Genomic DNA, 18,068 nt, shown 5'->3' with positions numbered 1-18,068 from the left:
ATTATGATAGGACATAAATACTAATTATAGAAATGATAAGGGAGCTATGAAGCCAATAAGTAATGCATTTAGAAATGGTTATTCTCCAGCGTATATCTTTTTATATTGAATGCTTGGCTTACCTTTGTATTCGATTAGCCCAACATAGTGAATATAGTCACCTGTCAAACTGAAGTGGTATAAATGCTTTTCAGAACCACCTAATAGTCCCCCTACACCTGCGCGTGTAATTGCTTCTGATTCAATACTTCTCATTGCTTTACCGCCAGTAGTAGTATTATACACGTCAAACTTTAATTTTGAACCATTGTTTGTGTTAGCAATGACGTATTTTGCATTTGCGGCGATAAGGGTTTGACCGTAGTTTATCCCATACTTTAATTTTTGACCTTGTTTATCATACACATAATCGCCCTTGTTTATATCAAATACTGTTTTTCCAGAGCCATCATATAGTAAGTTTTGTTTTAAATCAATATAGATATTGTTAGTGCCATAATCCTTTAATTTCAGATTTTGTATCTCCTTTTTCGAACCGTCATCTAAATGCAGGAAGACCTTTTCTCCCTCTTGTACTAAAAGAGCGCTACCGTTCGAGGTTTGTACATAATGATATGTATTGGCTGTATTTTGGCTATTACTGATATTATTAAAAGAGGAATTCTCTAGGTTCGTATCAATCTCTATCATTTTAGCTTGTTCATCCATAAGAGAGGTTCTTGCTACTAAACCATTTGAAATGATGTGTGCATCTCCAAAGAGTGTAGAAGATACGCCGTCTTCTCCATTATAAAAATGTTGATCTTTTATAATCCATTTTCCTACTTTATCGTCTATTTTTCCGATTGATACAAAAGTCTTATCTTTTTGCTCTTCTTGGATGTATTTTTGGAACATGACGTAAATGTAATCACCTTTTCGAGCAACACCAAGTTCTTTCACTTTTCTATCGTCTAATAAATTAGAAAAGCTTTCTCCGCCGAATTGATCTATAGTAATTTCTTTATGATCCTTGGCATTTTCCTTCTTTTTAGACGAATCAGAATTACTAGTATCTCCTATTTTTGACCCGCTGGCCACTTGGTCTTTAGTTGTACTTTCATTCGCAGATGCAGTTGTTTTACTTCCTTCTTTTGGTTCTGAATTGTTGGAAGAGCAACTTACCAATAAGCTAAACGTACAACCTGCTAATAATATGTTCTTACCTGCTTTAAGCATATTTCTTTTCATAATTTCCTCCTAAAGATATGTTGATTGATACGATTATACTATATATAATTATATATTAATATACTATTAAATGGATTTTAATAATAGAAACATACTAATAATGAAAGGGTGTTTAAATAGTGAAAAAAGTAGTGTCATATATTGTTAGTTTAGGAATACTGTTAACAGCATGCTCAAACGAAGACAAATTAAAGGGTAGATCAGAGAGTCGTGCAAACACAAATGAAGAATCTGTCGGTCAAGTAGAAAACGATAAAGTAAAGGATAATGATCATGCTTCACCATATAATGAGGAAATGGCAAGAGTAGCCATACAAAAAATGATGAAGAAATATCCAAAAGAAGCTGGGAAGAACGTGTTACAAATTGAGAGAAGGGCAATGGATATTTTTCATGTTACAACGGATAAGGTAGAAGTTCAAATGCAGTTTAAAGATGCTGGGAGTGGAACGGTGGAATGGATTATGTGCGACTGGAACACAGGTCAACCGTTATATCAAAGTGATAAATGGAATGCTTATAGCTAATTACAACTTATAATTATCACATAGGGAATAGATACTAGATAAAAAGAATTAGCACTCAAATGATTTCAAAGTAGTATATTGATTTTGGGCAGGAAACATTCAATACGCATAACTGGGAGAGTCGACATATGGACTTAGAATTAAAGGTAAAGAAAAAATAAATACATACTAAAAAAACTACATAATGAAGAAAATCCGAATGCCTGGAAGCTGGATTGTATAGAGAATTGGCATGAGCTTCGTAGTGAATGTGAAGTGAAAACAGATTCTAGTTTAAAAGAGTAAATGTACGAGTAGGAGTTGCTGGTACATTACACAGGTAGTCTTCATATAGAATGGAATTTTATGTACCGATTACTTTAGGAAAGCATTCTGTATGCAATTCAAACAAATGCAAATCAAATCATGCATTTACAGATACAAAAAAGGAGCTGTTAGTAAAGCTAACTGCTCCAGCTCAAGGAATCTCCAAGGAGAAAGACTAAGGACTTTAAATGAGTTTTGGCTAATGCCTATTTGTATCATTGACTGAATAATAAGTTTCATTCATTCATAACGAAAGTAATGTGTAAGTATGTTACAAGAATAGCCCAATACCTATCCATGCAACTCCTAATATAGACAATGATTCGATAATAATTAAACGTTTAGCCTCATCTTGTTTTGGCGTAGTTAGCTTCCTAATTAGGGAGAATACCCCACTTATTCCGAACAAAGTAAGAGCTAATAGTAGCAAAGTGCTTGTCATCCTGATCACTCCTAGTATATGGATATTCTTATTATATACCAAGCTACAGACTATAAAAATAGTAATGTTATCGTATCTTTTCTATGAAGTATGTAAAGTGTGACGTGAATCTTCAATGGATAGAGGTCGTGTAAGGTAACTTTCAGTATTAGAAGTATGAATATTGCGTGAAAGAAATGCAGACTGTTGAAAATATAAAAAACGTATAGTACAATAAGGGTGTAAGCTAGATTATAACGAACAAGAAGTCGGGTGGTTCTGATTCTCGTTCTATTGATAGGTCGTAAGCTTTTTGAAAAGTCTTGGTTTGGTCACCAAGGCTTTTTTCGTACGCAGACAGGAATAAAAGCACTGTATGTCGCAATACTATATAGAGTAGTAAGCTGGGTTTCAACGTCTTTGCACTTCAAAATGATGCTGCATTGGTCGTGTGCAATGAAAGTATGGTCAGTACTTCACCTTGGAACCCAATCATAACTACAAACTGGTCTTAGTGTCGCTACTTATAGCGGCACTTTTTTATTTAAGAAGATGTCTTACATATTCAGTTATCCCCTTACCTATTTCACTTTTTGTGAAAAAGTAATGTATATTTCTAAGGAAACTGAATGTTGTAACGATTGTACCAAAAGAAAAAAGACGCTTACGTTTCTTTTCTCTCTCTGAACGTTTGCAGGCGGTTCTAGTATTCTCCACGTTCTATTGTCACCTCCTCTAAAAAGAGAAGGGCAAAGACGGCACGTATTCAGTGTACAGTGTTTGACAAATCTCTACTAGAACTTATTTTCTGGTATAGAACATTCGAATATGTAGGATCGATTTCGAGTAAGATGCTTGAAGAAACGTACAAAGGTTATATGTACTGATTCGCCTTTACTAGATAAATTGTATCAATAGATATACGATTTTTTTCATGTTGTAATTAAGATAAGTTAATGAAATATTATGATGTAATTTAGTGTGTTAAAGGGATTAAGTGAACGGAGGGAATTGGATGGTTAATAACATAATAGATTCAAACTACGAGAAATCGAAGAAAATGATTGGAAGGATATACATATATACACATCACAGTCCATTGTGTGCCGATACCAAGCATGGGGCCCTAATTCGGAAACGGAAACAAAAGAATTTGTAAACCAAGTTCTTCAAGATGCAAGTAAGGTCCCGAGAAGTCGATTTTCTTTTGCATTGGTTGAATTGGAGTACGAAAGAGTGGTAGGGGCAGGTGCGATTATGATTCGAGATTTTACTAATAGGGAGGGAGAAATAGGATATAACATAAATCCAGATTATTGGGGAAAGGGACTTGCAACGGGAGTAGCAAGGTTGCTGATTACATTTGGATTTGAGGAATAAAATCTTCATCGTATTATCATGATGAGTGCGAATGCTGATGTACGGATTTGCACTTACATGAGGCAGAAAGTACACAGAATGTGGTTACACCGATTGGTAAAGTAGGGGGGGAATGTCACTTGAAAAACGGCTATATAAAGGGATTTACAATAAATCACTTTTAATCAGTTTACATAACATATCTAATAGGGATTTATAAAAAACAAGTGAATAAATCTCAAAACGAAAAGAATACTTATATCATTGAGACGGAAAGAGAAATTTAGTAGTTACATTTTGAAATTTGTATTTAAATAATATTTAGCAGAACGCTTAGCTAAACCGGCTATAATAAAAAGAATTAAAGGAAATGCTCTATTTCGACATTACAACAATTAAATTTTGTAAAATACACCATCTATTTAGTCTTAAGGAGTTAAAGTAAACTGTTTCGCATTAAAATGTTATATATTAGATATGTTCTATAAGCAATCATTTATAATATAAATATGTATAGCTGAACATACCAGAAACTAAAAGATATTTATACTGATGAAAGGTAGGGTATATGATGCCTTTATAAAAGCTTGGAAAAATAATCACTAACAACTTCGCACGAAATACCAATTTTACGAACAATAAGTTGTATAAATAAAAATCTAATACAGTATTTAGGGATTTCTAGCTCAATTACATGAATCTCAGTATATTGGTATGTGTCTATATAATTCATATTTTATATAGGAATCATTAAATACTGAACAATTCATTGAAAATATTCATAGTAAATTATCTTTTACTATATAGGATTTTTTCTTATGTTGATCTAATTAACTCCTCATAATTATGATTAAATTAACCAATTTATGTTAGATAACGAATTTTAAACTGTTTTCATATATTGATTTTTTGCATGAATTTATATATAAAAATTGTTTTATTTTACATACATTTATATGTAGTTTTTGCACTAATTTTTATGGTTTTATACAAATTTATCACTTAGTTAGCTATAATTTTCATTTAACTAACTATACTGTTCCATTCAGTTTCGAGCATATTTTAGTATTTCATAATTTAATTATGTAAATAAGTTTGTGTAAAAATTGAATTTAACGCGAACTTGTGTTCGTATTTATTTTCTGTTATAGTATATATGAGGTGATTTTTATGGATTACAGCAAACAACGTCAAAAATCCGTACATCGTAAGAAATTATACGAGAATTTAAATGAAATGCCCTTTTACATAGAAGAATTTGTGGAGTACAAAGAATTGCATGATGCCTCTCCCTCCACTCTACTGAATTATGTATATGATTTTAGAGTCTTCTTTAATTGGCTATTATCTGAACAAATTATTGAATTTAAGCCCATTAAAGACATATCCTTCTCTGATTTGGAGAATTTAAAGAAAAAAGATGTTGAGAACTTTATGAGATTTTTAAAACTACAACAAAACATGCAGAATTCCTCTGTTAACAGAAAAATTTCGGCCTTAAAGTCTTTATTTAAGTACCTCACCTCCCTATCAGAGAATGAAGATGGAGAATGCTATTTTTATAGAAATGTAATGGCTAAAATTGAAATACATAAAGATAAAGAAACATTAAATGCTCGTGCAAAACGTATGAGATCTAAAATATTCCATAATGATGATGATCAGGAATTTCTGAATTATGTTAAGTACGAACATGAAAAATCTTTAACAAAACATCAATTATTCTATTTCCTAAGAGATAAAGAACGTGATGTAGCCATCCTCTCCCTCTTTCTTGGTAGTGGTATTCGTGTAAGTGAATTAGCCGATCTCCGTATGGAAGATATAAATCTAAAAGAAAGGCTAATCGATGTAATTCGCAAAGGAAATAAAGAAGATTCAGTATGGATTACCCCAATTGCATTGAATGATCTTGAAAAATATATGGAAATTAGAGATAGGAAATATGCTCCAGGGAAAGAATTACAAAATGTATTCTTATCTAAATATAAACATACTGCACAGCCTCTTTCTGTTAGGGCTATCCAAGATATAGTAGAAAAATATACTAAAGCATATGGAAAAAGAATGTCTCCTCATAAATTAAGACATACATTAGCAAATAAATTATATATGGAAGAAAAAGACTCATTACAAGTGATGCAACAACTTGGACATACCAGTCAAGATACAGCTTTGTTATACACTCAACTTGGAGAAACAACTATTAAAGATAGTTTAGGAAGAATAGGAAAGAATAAAGAATAAGAGTTTAGCAATTTTACATTGCTGAACTCTTATTCTTTTCTCTAAATTTAGTTTTATTATATAAAAAATACACAATTTAAATTTCACATTAATTGGTTTATAAAACATTTCATTTTTACTTTACTTGCCTTTTATTACCACTTAATGAGAAATAATATTTGTATCAAATTTATCAAATGTTTTGGAATTTACCTTTTCCCCATCTACCGTCATATTTATTTTCTGTTTCGGATTTGCTGTTACCACCCAAGCATTCGGTAAATAACGATCTTCATGAGATAATGTGGAAGGCGAATTTATAACCTTTCCCCCTAAATATAGCGTAGCAGAAGAACCTCCATCCATAGCCATTGCATTTACTGCTCCTCTTTCATATAGAATATCTTGACACTCTTTTAACGTAGCCCCTATACTATGCGTCTGTCTACCGTCAATGACTAGAAACATAATTGTACCATCTTCTTTTTGGGCCATAATACTTCGCGGAGCAGAACCCCAACCACCGTCTCCTTCTGTAATCATTTTTTCTCCATTTACAATTAACTGTGGCATAAATCCTGCTGCTGAAACGACTTGTTTATCCAGAAGTTGTTGGGTTGAATAATTTCCTGTTATCATTTGCCCAAACTTTGTTAAACCCGTAATAATTGTAGGGGTATTTCTATCCATATTCGTATCAATAGCTTTCCCATTTTCTATTACTATGCCAGTTGCCACATTTCCTCCACCCCTCCCTGTTTCATCAGCAAATCCACTTGCATTCACAGCAACAAGTGCATGATTACGTTTTGCCATTACACTAATTTTTTCTCCCCTGTTAGCGCCCTGTGTTCCTTGATGGCTAACAAGTTTAACATTGAAGGGATTGCTTATGGTAACTAACCTTCCTTCGAAAAGAAAACGACTATCTTTATTGCTTTTAATTGTTTCTACATCAATTTCTAATGGCTGATTTTTTAATTCTTCTAATCTTTTTCCTGCTATTTTTTTATAAATATGCTCATCACTGTTTGACCATTTCGGATGATTAATTCTATCTTGCAGTTTATCTAGTTCCTTTTGGGTTAGGAATGTATATTTCGCATATTGTGGATGCTGAGAAGTTAGTATACTTCCAGCGATTGTTATACGAAGTTCTCGGCCATAGCTAGTACCAAATAATATTCCTATGCCAATAAGCATGAAAATAGAAAATAGAAGCAAAATTCGTTTGAAGATTTTTCTTAGATGTTTCATAGTTTTATCCTCCGGTATTAATTACATTCAATGAATCCTTTAAAATATTTTTTAATAAAGACAAAAGCGTTTATTTTCCTCATTCCCGAGTTCCCCACTAAGTCTTAGCAAGCAATGCAAAATACTTATTTTACATTTCGTATTTATTTGAGTGTATACTTACAAATTTAATAACGTTTTTGCAACCATGAAATAAATTACTAATCCTGTCCCGTCAACAAATGTTGTAATAAATGGACCTGAAACAACTGCAGGATCTAGTTTTAATTTTCTTAGAATCAAAGGTAAAACAGCTGCAACAAGAGAGGCCCAAATAACAATAAATAATAAAGTGATTGCTACAACTTGTGCAACTTCTGTTCCAACTCCTAACATATAGGCGCGAGTGAGCCCAGCTATCCCAAGTGCAAGTCCAAGAAGCATACCAATTGCAAACTCCTTTTTCATTACACGGAAAATGTCTTTAAATTTCACCTCTCCAATACCAATTGCACGAGTAATTGTTGCTACAACCTGTGTTCCTGTATTCCCTCCAGTACCTACTAATAATGGAACAAAGAAAGCAAGGGCAACTACAGTTTCAATTTCGTCTTCAAAATACTTTAATACCGTACCTGTATATGCTTCAGCAACAAAAAGAAGTAATAACCATGGTAGACGTTTTAAGAAAATACTCCAAATGCTAGCTTCAAAGTAAGATTGATTCAATGGTTCACTTCCGCCTAACTTTTGAATATCTTCTGTAGCTTCTGCTTCCATAACATTCATTACGTCATCAAATGTTATAATACCAATCATTTTATTATTTGCTGTTGTGACAGGTATTGCTGCTAAATTATAATTCAGTAGCTTTTTTACAACTTCTTGCTGGTCAACTTCAGCGTGTACTGAAATTACCTCTTGAATCATGATAGTAGATAATATCTCTTCATCTGCTGCTAGTAATAACTCATGTATGGAAACGATTCCCTCAAGATAACCATGACTATCAAGAACATAACTATAAGATATTGATTCTACATTTTTAGAATGTTCCCTAATGTACTTCAATGTCATTTTTACTGACCAATTTCCTCTAACTGCAACAAAATCACTTGTAACAAGACTTCCCGCCGTTTCAGGTTTGAAAGTCATCAATTTTTTCACGTTATGTTTTGTGATTTTATCTAGATACGCCATTAATTTAGCCTGTTTTTCCGGATGAACCGCTAGCAGTAAATCTACTAATTCATCAATCGGTTGTAAATTTAGTAACTTTTTAGCTTTGTTTTCAGATAAGTGAATTAAGATATTATATTTTTCTTCTGCACTTATATATTGAAGAATTTTAGAGCTTTTTAATACAGGAATCGTATCTAGCAATATGACTTGATCTTCAATTGAAAACTGTCTTACTTCTTGCGCAATATCATACGATGGATGACGTAAAACTTTCTCTGCATCCAAGTTATTTTTGGTTATAAGTAATTCCTTTAATAATTTCTTCATGTTAACTCCTCCTCATATTGCTAAGGGAGACTCTAGAGTTTCATGAGTGGTTTTGTTTTATTTTATCTGTCTTTAATTTTTTATTAGAGCAATAATAGTGACATTGCAATCAATTCATTAGCTAGAATTACCTCCTTTTTAAATATAGACAAGATAAAAATAAATAAAATTAAACAGAAAAACCTTTACTCAAAAAGGAGTAAAGGTTTTTTCACAATACAAATAAATGATTATTAAGACAGCTCTATCGAAATCACAGAGGTGCCTTTCTATCAAATCGTATACCACTCCCTCGTTGAGTTTTAGCACTGTATAGCATAGGTTTTTTATAACCAGCTACATTAAGAAGGGCCTTAATCCGACCGTTCCTGTTGACCCATTGGCGTCTCTCGACATTTTTGGGCAGCAGCGTTTCTCTATACAGGAGCCTCACCTAACAAAGTTTATTGAATTACTTCAAAATTTAAACCAGAATTTAATATTTGTCAACTGACTTTCAATTCCATTCATAAAAAATGTTTATAGAAAATGAAATTATATTTTATTATAAATTTAAAATTCCCCTTAAAAACATAGAATTCAAATAGATTTAATTCGAAGAAACGTGATAAAACATATGAATCTTATTGTTTTTAATCAAATTCCAACTTTACAACAAAAGATGAATAATTAGTCATTCTGTATATCAAAAGAACATTCATAAAAAATCTTCTTTTATGATTAAAATCTTCTTTACTGTTTATCAAATTTATATGGTTAAACTACTTAATCAAACGATACACTATAAGTCAAAAATATGTACTTATACGGAATGATTACATACATTTTTTCATATCATTTCTCAAAGGACTATAAAGCAATAAAACAAATAAAATTAGCAATATGGTTGCTTGACAAGCAAAAAAAATATATTTATGCTTGCTACACGAAACAAACACATAAAGTTTATATTGCTTAACCTGTTAGGTGAGGCTCCTATGCAAACACAGGCTATTGCCCAAAAATGTCGAAAGACGCCAATGGGTAGAACAGGAATTGTCGGATTAAGGCTCTTCTTAAGATAGCTAAGTAATGAATTTTCATTACTTTACGTTGTATAGTGCCAAAGCTCTACTAGGGGGAAAAAAGCCTTATTTAGTCATGCCATTTTGAATCCCTCTAGTTACATACTAGGGGGATTTTTGCGTAAAAAAACAGGGAGTAAGCGATAGAATCTTCCTAAACAAAAGTCATATTTAGTAATTGACGAGAACAAGATTCTATTCATTAGCAAATGTAATATTATGTTTTGTTTTTAAATCAGGAGGATATTAAAATGAAAAAAATATTAAAACTCGATTATCTATTGCTCCTTCCTCTATTCATAACATGTACTTTAGGTATTATCATGATGTATAGTGCAAGCTCCATTGTCGCTGTCCAACATTACGGTTATAACAGTAGACATTTTGTTGATTCTCAATTAACAAAGCTACTTTTAGGAACAATAGGGTTAATAGTTTGTGCTTTACTCCCATATGAAATATGGAAAAAACGGATAGTATCTATCTGTATTATGGTTGGGGGGATTTTTTTATTAATTATGGTTTTATGGAAAGGAAAAGTGGTAAATAATGCTCAATCATGGATCTTTGGAATACAGCCAGCCGAATTTCTTAAATTAGGAACAATACTTGTAACAGCCCGATTTTTTGCATTACGACAAGAACAAGCTAAAAATAACTGGAGTGGTACCGGAAAACTTTTATTTTTTTTAGCTACAATTTTTTTTCTTATCTTTAAACAACCAAATTTAGGATCTGCACTTTTAATATTAGGTATAGGTTTTAGCATATTTCTTTGCTCAGGAATAAATATAAATCTATTAATCAAAAGAACTATCATCAGTTCTATTTTGTGGTTACCTATTTTATATTTCTTGATTCAATATAGTTTGTCAGAAGTTCAAAAGACACGTATTACTACGATTTTCAATCCCTTTCTTGATGCGCAAGGAAATGGATACCAGCTTGTAAATTCTTTTATTTCCATTGGCTCTGGAGGAATCACTGGTCGTGGATTTGGAAATAGCATACAAAAAACAGGTTATCTTCCGGAACCACATACTGATTTTATAATGGCAATAGTTTCTGAAGAACTAGGATTTATTGGTGTATTTATTCTATTGACTGGAGTTTTGACTATAGTACTTCGCTCTTTAAAAATTGCACAGTTATGTGTAGAACCATTCGGCAGTTTTATAGCAATTGGTATAGGGTGTATGATTGGTATGCAATCCATTGTAAATTTAGGTGGTATTACAGGACTATTTCCTCTTACGGGTACTCCATTTCCATTTATAAGTTTTGGTGGAAGTTCTTTAATGGTTAATTTAATAGCAATAGGAATATTACTTAATATTTCAATTTTCAATAAAATAAGATTCCCCCCTAGAAATATTTAACTTATAGAGTAAGCAAACAGTTTTAAGGTTCTCTTCCCTTTTTATTTAGCTAGGTGTTTTAAAACATGCAAAGGCATATGTCGTTATAGTTCTTTAGCAAATCAAATTAGCATTTTAGTTATCCCATTATAGGGCGCTTTAAAAAAATAATAAAAGCCTAATTTCTCCCTTATTACACTGCGAAATTAGGCTTTTATATTTAAATTTTCTTAACTTTTTAAATCCGTATTTTTTCTATTTCTATTTAGAGAGTGCTTTGAATTTTCAAGAACGTAAAGAATTTAATATGTTTTTATGCATATGCAACAATGTTTGAATTTCTGTTTCCTCAAGCTGTTCTAATGCTAATGACATTGCTTTATAGGAAGTAGAATTTTCAATAGATTTTTGTGATATTTCTTGCCCCTTCATTGTTACTTTCAAGTTTATCTCTCTACGATCTTCAGATGAGGGATTTCGCTCGATTAATCCTAGATTTACTAATTCATCCACATTTACACTCACGGTATTCTTAGGTACTGAAAGTCGTTCTGAAATACTTTTAAGGGTAATATTAGGAATTCCATAAATTGTGTTTAAGATCCCCATTTGTTGTACTGTTAATCTTTCAGCGAATGTATAATGGCTTTTGTTACGATTTAATGTATAGTTGTAAAATAATAAAACCCTTCTTAGAAGTAGTGGTTTTTTATTTTACAGTTAATACTTTATAAACGACAAATTTCAAAATAATTAAAATGAAACTTACTAAAAAAATAAAGCTATATTAACTTGCTAATTTTATATAAATTAAAATGATTATCTACTATCTAATTGTTCCTTATACTCCTTTAATGCCTCTTTCCAATGTCTTAATGGTTTTAATCCGTTCAGGATAATACAATCTTTGCTTAACACTGAATATTTAGGTCTATTGGCTGTTTGCGGGAATTCTTTAGTCGTTAAAGGAATTATATTGATATCTGTATTGAAGTCTTTAAAAAATTCAACTGCAAACTCATACCACGAACATACTCCTTCATTTGTCGCATGATATAATCCAAATTGATTTGTCTCTACTAACTCCTCAATAAAGTTTGCTAAATCTATTGCATAGGTAGGTGAGCCAAATTGGTCTGATACTACACGTACTTCACCATATAGACTTGCTATTTTTCCTATTTTAGCAATAAAGTGACCATCGCCCTTTCCAAATATCCAGGACGTTCTAATAATAAAATGTTTCTTCGTGTATTTTTTTACGAAATGTTCTCCAGCCAATTTCGTTTCTCCATATATATTTAATGGATTAGGACGATCTTCAAGATTGTATGGTGTATGCTTTTCGCCATCAAATACATAATCCGTACTAATATATACAAATTTACATTTTATTCTCCCTGCAGCTTGAGTGATATACTTGGTACCTAATACATTTACTTCATATGCCAACCCTTTGTCTTTCTCTGCCCCATCTACATTTGTAAATGCTGCACAGTGTACAATTACATCCGGCTTTACTCTATCAATGTAAGAGTAAACCTTTATTTTATTTGCAATATCTAATTTGGTTCGATTTACACCATATAGTTCGTGATGTGTTCTGCTGAGTACTTGCATTAAAGTTTGTCCTAGTTGTCCATCTACTCCCGTTATCAGTATCTTCATTTTAAAATACCTCATTTAATTTATGTAATTTTTAGCTAGTAATAGTTTATGTATGTCGAACAATTAAGATGGCTTCCTGCCATCTCTTGTCCGAAGCCCATTCATCTCCCACCTACTCACTTCGCGTTCCTTGAGGAAGGAACCTTCTTGCCTAAAATGATAAAATTCATTCCCACCACGTACGGTTATCGATATACCACTTAATTGTTTGAGTGAGTCCATGATCAAATAGATAGTGTGGCTTCCAATCTAATTCTTCTTTCAACTTAGTAGCATCCATGGCGTAACGTCGATCATGCCCTAAGCGGTCTGAGATAAATGTAATTTGCGATTGATCTTTATTTAGGAATTGTAGTATTTTTTGTACAATATCTAGATTTGTGTATTCATTATCTCCTCCGATATTATAAATGTGCCCATCTGCCCCACCATGAAGAACTAAATCAATAGCTACACAGTGATCCTCTACATGAAGCCAATCTCTTATATGTAATCCATCACCGTATAGAGGAATATCTTTATTATTTAACGCATGAGTTATTGTTAATGGTATTAATTTTTCCGTGAACTGATAGGGACCATAATTATTGGAACAACGAGTTATATTCATAGGTAAACCGAATGTCTCATGATACGCTCGTACCATTAAGTCTGCACTAGCTTTACTTGCACTATAAGGACTATTAGGAGCTATTATTGTATGCTCTGTAAATGCACCCGTTTGAGATAATGTCCCATATACTTCATCTGTAGAAATTTGTACAAACTTTTTCACTTTTGTTTTATATGCGGAGTGTAATAAGGCTTGTGTACCTAATATATTAGTTTGGACAAAAATATGGGGAGTTTTAATACTTCTATCAACGTGAGATTCTGCTGCGAAATTTAATACATAATCAAATTTCTCCTTTTTAAATAGCTTATCTATGAATATTTCATTTGAAATATCCCCTTTGATGAATTTATAATTTTGAGTTAGTGATATTTCCTTTAAATTAGATAAATTCCCTGCATATGTTAATAAATCTACATTTACAATTTGGTATTGAGGATATTTCTTTAACATATACCGAATAAAATTACTACCAATAAATCCTGCCCCACCCGTTATTAATAATTTCAATTAAAATCATCTCCATAAACAAAGTTGATATTAGTATCTTTTAATCTAGGTAGTTTTCTATCTTTCTCTGATAAAACCGGTTGATTAGTTGGCCAAAAAATCCCTATCGTTTCATCATTCCATAGAATTCCGCCTTCATGGTTAGGTGAATAATACTCATCTACTTTATACTGGACAATAGTATTAGGTTCTGTAGTACAAAAACCATGTGCAAACCCTTTAGGAACGGTAAGTAGACGGTTATTATACTCACTTAAAATTGTTCCGAACCATTGCCCATACGTTGGAGAGCCCTTTCGGATATCTACCACTATATCGTAAATAGAACCAGAAATGCAGCTCACTACCTTCATTTGGGCTTTAGGATTCAACTGATAATGCAGCCCACGTATCGTGCCTGTGTGAACAGATAATGATTGATTATCTTGTACAAAGTCTCCCTGTAAATCTAAAAGTTCAAATTTTTTCTTGTTACATGTTTCTATGAAGTAACCACGTTTGTCACTGCATTTATCAAGCTCTATAATAAAAACACCATCTAATGCTGTATGAATTTTACGCATTCTTCTCTCTCCATTCATTTAAATGCTATTGATGGGCAACCCTTAGTAAATATCGGCTGTATTGATTTTCCTTTACCGAATTTGCCATTTTTAATAGTTGTTGCTTGGTTATATATTTCTTTTTAAATGCAATTTCTTCTAAACAAGCTACTTTTAAACTCTGTCTTTTCTCAATTGTTTCTATAAATTGTGCTGCTTCTAATAATGATTCGTGTGTACCTGTATCCAGCCATGCATAGCCTCTTCCCAATAATTCAACTTCTAATTCTCCCATTTCAAGATATTCTTTGTTGATATCTGTTATCTCTAATTCCCCACGATTAGATGGTTTAATATTTTTTGCTATTTCTATCACACGTTTATCATAAAAATACAGACCAGTTACTGCATAGTTTGATTTGGGTTCCTTTGGCTTTTCCATGATATTAATTACATGCTTTTTAGAATCAAACTCTACTACTCCAAAACGCTCTGGATCATTGACATAATAACCAAAAACTGTAGCTCCCCTTTTCTTCTTAACAGCCTTTTCTAGTAATTCTGTTAGTCCATGACCATAAAAGATATTATCGCCAAGAATTAAAGCTACATTATCATTTCCAATAAATTCCTCAGCGATTATAAATGCTTGTGCTATACCTTCTGGATAAGGCTGAACAGCATATGAAAGAGTAATTCCATATTTTGAACCATCACCTAACACTTGCTCAAATTTATTAATATCTTGTGGTGTTGAAATAATTAGTATCTCTCTTATCCCCGCCAACATTAGTACTGATAAAGGATAATAAATCATGGGTTTATCATAGATAGGTAATAATTGCTTTGATACAATTTGGGTAAGGGGGTACAATCTAGTACCGCTCCCACCTGCAAGAATGATACCTTTCATGGCATTGTACTCCTTCATAGTTTTTCTAATATGCTCAATAAAAAGCTTAAGCTTTAAAAACTATATAGCTTATTATGCAGGAGACCGATACTTACTTGATAAAAGTAGCCTCCTACATAAATAATTAATTTAAATATTTTCCTATTACAACAGAATTATAATTACCGCCATAAGAATATGTACTAATTAAGGCATTGCTCACCGGAGCCTTACGAGCATTTCCTGTGACAAGATCGATTCTTCCTCTATGACTCTTTACATTTTGCGTAGCTGGTATTTCACCATCAAATGCACATATTACACTAATGAGAGAAAGAAGGCCTGCAGTTGCATGAGTTTCCCCAAAGATAGATTTTGTGGCACTAACAGGAGCTCCTTTTCCGAATATACGTTCTATAGCTCTCTCTTCAATACGGTCAAAATATGTATGACCATTGGCGGCTGCACAAATATATTCTATCTCTCCTGGAGAAATCATCGCCTCTTTCATTGCTAAACGCATAGATTCCTCCCATGCCTTTCCTAGATGATTTAAGTCCCCTATTTTACTATCATCAGATGTTAATCCAAAACCTTTAATTTCAGCTAAAATATTACCATTTCTTTTTAACGCTGCCTCCTCACTTTCTACAATAAAGGCAACGCTCCCTTCACCAAGTATGGTACCGCTATTATTACAATCAAAAGGACTTATGTTCTCAGTTGTTAAGTATCTTTTTATTTTTGAGTGTCCCTCTATTATTGGATCATTTACTTCATCTGCCGTTACCACAATGAATGTGTCATAATCACTAGATTGAATCATGGTATAGGCATAGTATAGTGCACTAATACCAGAAACACCGCCACATGAAATAGTTGAAGTAGGCCCTTTTATTTTGAAGTTTAATGAAATATGTCCAGCTGCTGCGTTCATAACTGTGTTTGGAAATAATTTAGCATTGGCGGCCTTAACACCCTCTTGGATAATAATCCGGTTAAATGATTCTACCGTTGCAACTGGTCCTGTACCAGTTGCAAAAATAATTCCTATCTTGTCCCTATTATTTTTATCTATCTTTAAGTTCCCGTTTTCTATAGCCATTTTCACTGACAATACTGCATGTTTGCTAATTGAATCCATCTTTCTTAATAAATTAGGATGTATTAGCCTTCGATAGTTTTGTTCTGGTATTTTTCCGGCTTGTATGCACTTAGGATTGTCGTTCCACTGTTTAATCTTTGAGGTACCACTCTTTCCCTTAAACATACAATCTTTAATTTCTTGGAGGTTTGAAGAATTCCCAGCAAGTCCCCCTACACCAGTAATTACGACTTTTTTTTCTTTAATTAGCTTTTCCTTTGCTGCTGATAACTCAAGGTTCTCATTGTACTTACAGAATAAGATACTTGCATTGTTTCCACCGAAAGCAAATGAATTTGATAGTACATAACTCAAATCACTTACCCTACCTATGTTAGGTACAAAATCTAGATTAAACTTTTGACTTTCAACTTCAAAGTTTATAGTTGGAGGTAAATATCCATGTTGAATAGCAAGAATACTTGTTACTGCTTCCGCCGCCCCTGCGGCTCCTAACATATGTCCTATCATTGATTTAGTTGAAGAAACTGGTGTCTTATTTTCAGTAATTAATGTACGAATTGCTTTTGGCTCTGATACATCATTTGCTGGTGTACCTGTACCATGTCCATTGATATAGCTTACTTCCTTAGCATCTATATTGGCTTTCTTTAAAGCACCTTGCATGGATCTCAAAGCACCTTCCCCGCCCGGATCTGGTGCCGTCTGATGATATGCATCTGAAGATAAATCGTAATCCACTACTTCAGCTAGGATATTTGCACCTCTTTTAACCGCATGATCTAAGGATTCCAAAACAAGAATAGCTGCACCTTCTCCGATTACCACGCCATTACTCTTGCTATAGGGAGATGGTGGTGTTGGTGCTAGTGCCTGTAAACTATTAAAACCACTCATTGACAATTTAGATAAGGGATCTACACCACCGGTTATCATGATATCTGCTTTGTTATTTCGAATTGTATCCAGCGCAAATCCAATTGAATTTGTACCAGCGGCACATGCATTCGAAATAATCATTTTTGGCCCTTTTATTTTTAAGTCTCGAGTAATATTGTCACAGGGAGTATGGATTGGATACTTAAAAAGTAACGTTTCATCTGCTTTTTCAATTCCATCTTTAATCCACTGATTATGAAATTCTTCTCCGCTCAACATGCCTCCTAAAGATGTGCCTAATGATATTCCAATTCGGTATGGATTAAAGTTTTCTATTTTTAATTTTGCATTTTCAACCGCTTCCCTTGCCGCCATGACACCTAATTTTCCACATCGATCCATATCCTTTATTTCATCATTAAAGAAGTAATCATCTACCTGAATATTTTCAATTTCTCCGCCATAATCTGTTACCATTTCAGCCATATCGATATTTTGGATTACTTTAATACCAGATTTCCCAGATTTAATATTGTCCCAAAATTCTTTTAAACTATTTCCGTTTGAACAAATAATTCCCATGCCAGTTACGACGATTCGTTGATTATTCATGTTCATATGCC

Annotated in this window: 13 protein-coding genes, 1 pseudogene and 2 riboswitches; of the genes and pseudogenes, 4 read left to right on the top strand and 10 right to left on the bottom strand. The window is 32.7% G+C overall.

The features are described from left to right. Positions 1-78: 78 nt before the first annotated feature. Complete coding sequence (locus ACTFR3_RS27600; protein WP_440045029.1) at positions 79-1,230, bottom strand: hypothetical protein; 1,152 nt, start codon at positions 1,228-1,230, stop codon at positions 79-81. A gap of 119 nt (positions 1,231-1,349) precedes the next feature. Between ACTFR3_RS27600 and ACTFR3_RS27595 the strand changes: the two genes are divergently transcribed. Then, positions 1,350-1,757, top strand: a complete 408-nt coding sequence (locus ACTFR3_RS27595) for a hypothetical protein (RefSeq protein WP_017657632.1) — start codon at positions 1,350-1,352, stop codon at positions 1,755-1,757. A 577-nt stretch (positions 1,758-2,334) separates the two neighbouring features. Here ACTFR3_RS27595 and ACTFR3_RS27590 read toward each other — a convergent pair. Further along, positions 2,335-2,505 carry a hypothetical protein gene (locus tag ACTFR3_RS27590; RefSeq protein WP_017657634.1) on the bottom strand — a complete coding sequence of 57 codons (171 nt, stop codon included), beginning with the start codon at positions 2,503-2,505 and terminating at the stop codon, positions 2,335-2,337. Between the two features lie 1,029 nt (positions 2,506-3,534). Here ACTFR3_RS27590 and ACTFR3_RS27585 point away from each other — a divergent pair. Together ACTFR3_RS27585 and xerS are read left to right on the top strand one after the other, a co-directional pair. Continuing rightward, positions 3,535-3,864 (top strand): GNAT family N-acetyltransferase, encoded by a 330-nt coding sequence (locus ACTFR3_RS27585; RefSeq protein ID WP_440045031.1) that lies wholly within the window; start codon positions 3,535-3,537, stop codon positions 3,862-3,864. 1,149 nt (positions 3,865-5,013) lie between these two features. After that, a complete protein-coding gene (xerS, locus tag ACTFR3_RS27580; protein ID WP_440045028.1) occupies positions 5,014-6,090 on the top strand; it encodes a tyrosine recombinase XerS in 1,077 nt (358 codons plus the stop codon). 141 nt (positions 6,091-6,231) lie between these two features. On the opposite strand, the gene ACTFR3_RS27575 is transcribed toward xerS, so the two are convergent. Continuing rightward, positions 6,232-7,326 carry a phosphodiester glycosidase family protein gene (locus tag ACTFR3_RS27575; protein ID WP_440045027.1) on the bottom strand — a complete coding sequence of 365 codons (1,095 nt, stop codon included), beginning with the start codon at positions 7,324-7,326 and terminating at the stop codon, positions 6,232-6,234. Positions 7,327-7,485: 159 nt separating this feature from the next. Next, on the bottom strand, positions 7,486-8,814 hold the full coding sequence (gene mgtE / locus ACTFR3_RS27570) for a magnesium transporter (RefSeq protein WP_440045026.1): 1,329 nt from the start codon (positions 8,812-8,814) through the stop codon (positions 7,486-7,488). A 281-nt stretch (positions 8,815-9,095) separates the two neighbouring features. Beyond that, positions 9,096-9,262: riboswitch (M-box (ykoK) riboswitch) on the bottom strand. 503 nt (positions 9,263-9,765) lie between these two features. Further along, positions 9,766-9,942, top strand: a riboswitch (M-box (ykoK) riboswitch). Positions 9,943-10,129: 187 nt separating this feature from the next. On the opposite strand from mgtE, the gene ACTFR3_RS27565 reads away from it, so the two are divergent. Next, a complete protein-coding gene (locus tag ACTFR3_RS27565; RefSeq protein WP_440045024.1) occupies positions 10,130-11,257 on the top strand; it encodes an FtsW/RodA/SpoVE family cell cycle protein in 1,128 nt (375 codons plus the stop codon). A 264-nt stretch (positions 11,258-11,521) separates the two neighbouring features. Here ACTFR3_RS27565 and ACTFR3_RS27560 read toward each other — a convergent pair. The 6 genes and pseudogenes from ACTFR3_RS27560 to ACTFR3_RS27535 form a co-directional block, all read right to left on the bottom strand. Next, positions 11,522-11,860, bottom strand: a pseudogene (locus ACTFR3_RS27560) (MarR family winged helix-turn-helix transcriptional regulator); the annotation flags it as partial. 195 nt (positions 11,861-12,055) lie between these two features. Beyond that, on the bottom strand, positions 12,056-12,904 hold the full coding sequence (gene rfbD / locus ACTFR3_RS27555; protein ID WP_440045023.1) for a dTDP-4-dehydrorhamnose reductase: 849 nt from the start codon (positions 12,902-12,904) through the stop codon (positions 12,056-12,058). 166 nt (positions 12,905-13,070) lie between these two features. Then, positions 13,071-14,027, bottom strand: a complete 957-nt coding sequence (gene rfbB, locus ACTFR3_RS27550; RefSeq protein ID WP_440045022.1) for a dTDP-glucose 4,6-dehydratase — start codon at positions 14,025-14,027, stop codon at positions 13,071-13,073. Next, on the bottom strand, positions 14,024-14,590 hold the full coding sequence (gene rfbC / locus ACTFR3_RS27545) for a dTDP-4-dehydrorhamnose 3,5-epimerase (RefSeq protein ID WP_440045021.1): 567 nt from the start codon (positions 14,588-14,590) through the stop codon (positions 14,024-14,026). Before rfbC ends, rfbB begins: the two co-directional genes overlap by 4 nt. Positions 14,591-14,615: 25 nt before the next feature. Continuing rightward, entirely contained in the window at positions 14,616-15,482 is an 867-nt protein-coding gene (rfbA, locus tag ACTFR3_RS27540) for a glucose-1-phosphate thymidylyltransferase RfbA (protein WP_205190570.1), read from the bottom strand. A 124-nt stretch (positions 15,483-15,606) separates the two neighbouring features. Continuing rightward, positions 15,607-18,063 carry a beta-ketoacyl-[acyl-carrier-protein] synthase family protein gene (locus ACTFR3_RS27535; RefSeq protein ID WP_440045020.1) on the bottom strand — a complete coding sequence of 819 codons (2,457 nt, stop codon included), beginning with the start codon at positions 18,061-18,063 and terminating at the stop codon, positions 15,607-15,609. Positions 18,064-18,068 lie beyond the last annotated feature (5 nt).

Source organism: Bacillus cereus group sp. MYBK14-1, assembly GCF_051916885.1.
Lineage (GTDB): Bacteria > Bacillota > Bacilli > Bacillales > Bacillaceae_G > Bacillus_A > Bacillus_A cereus.
This window is presented reverse-complemented; position numbering and strand designations above follow the sequence as displayed.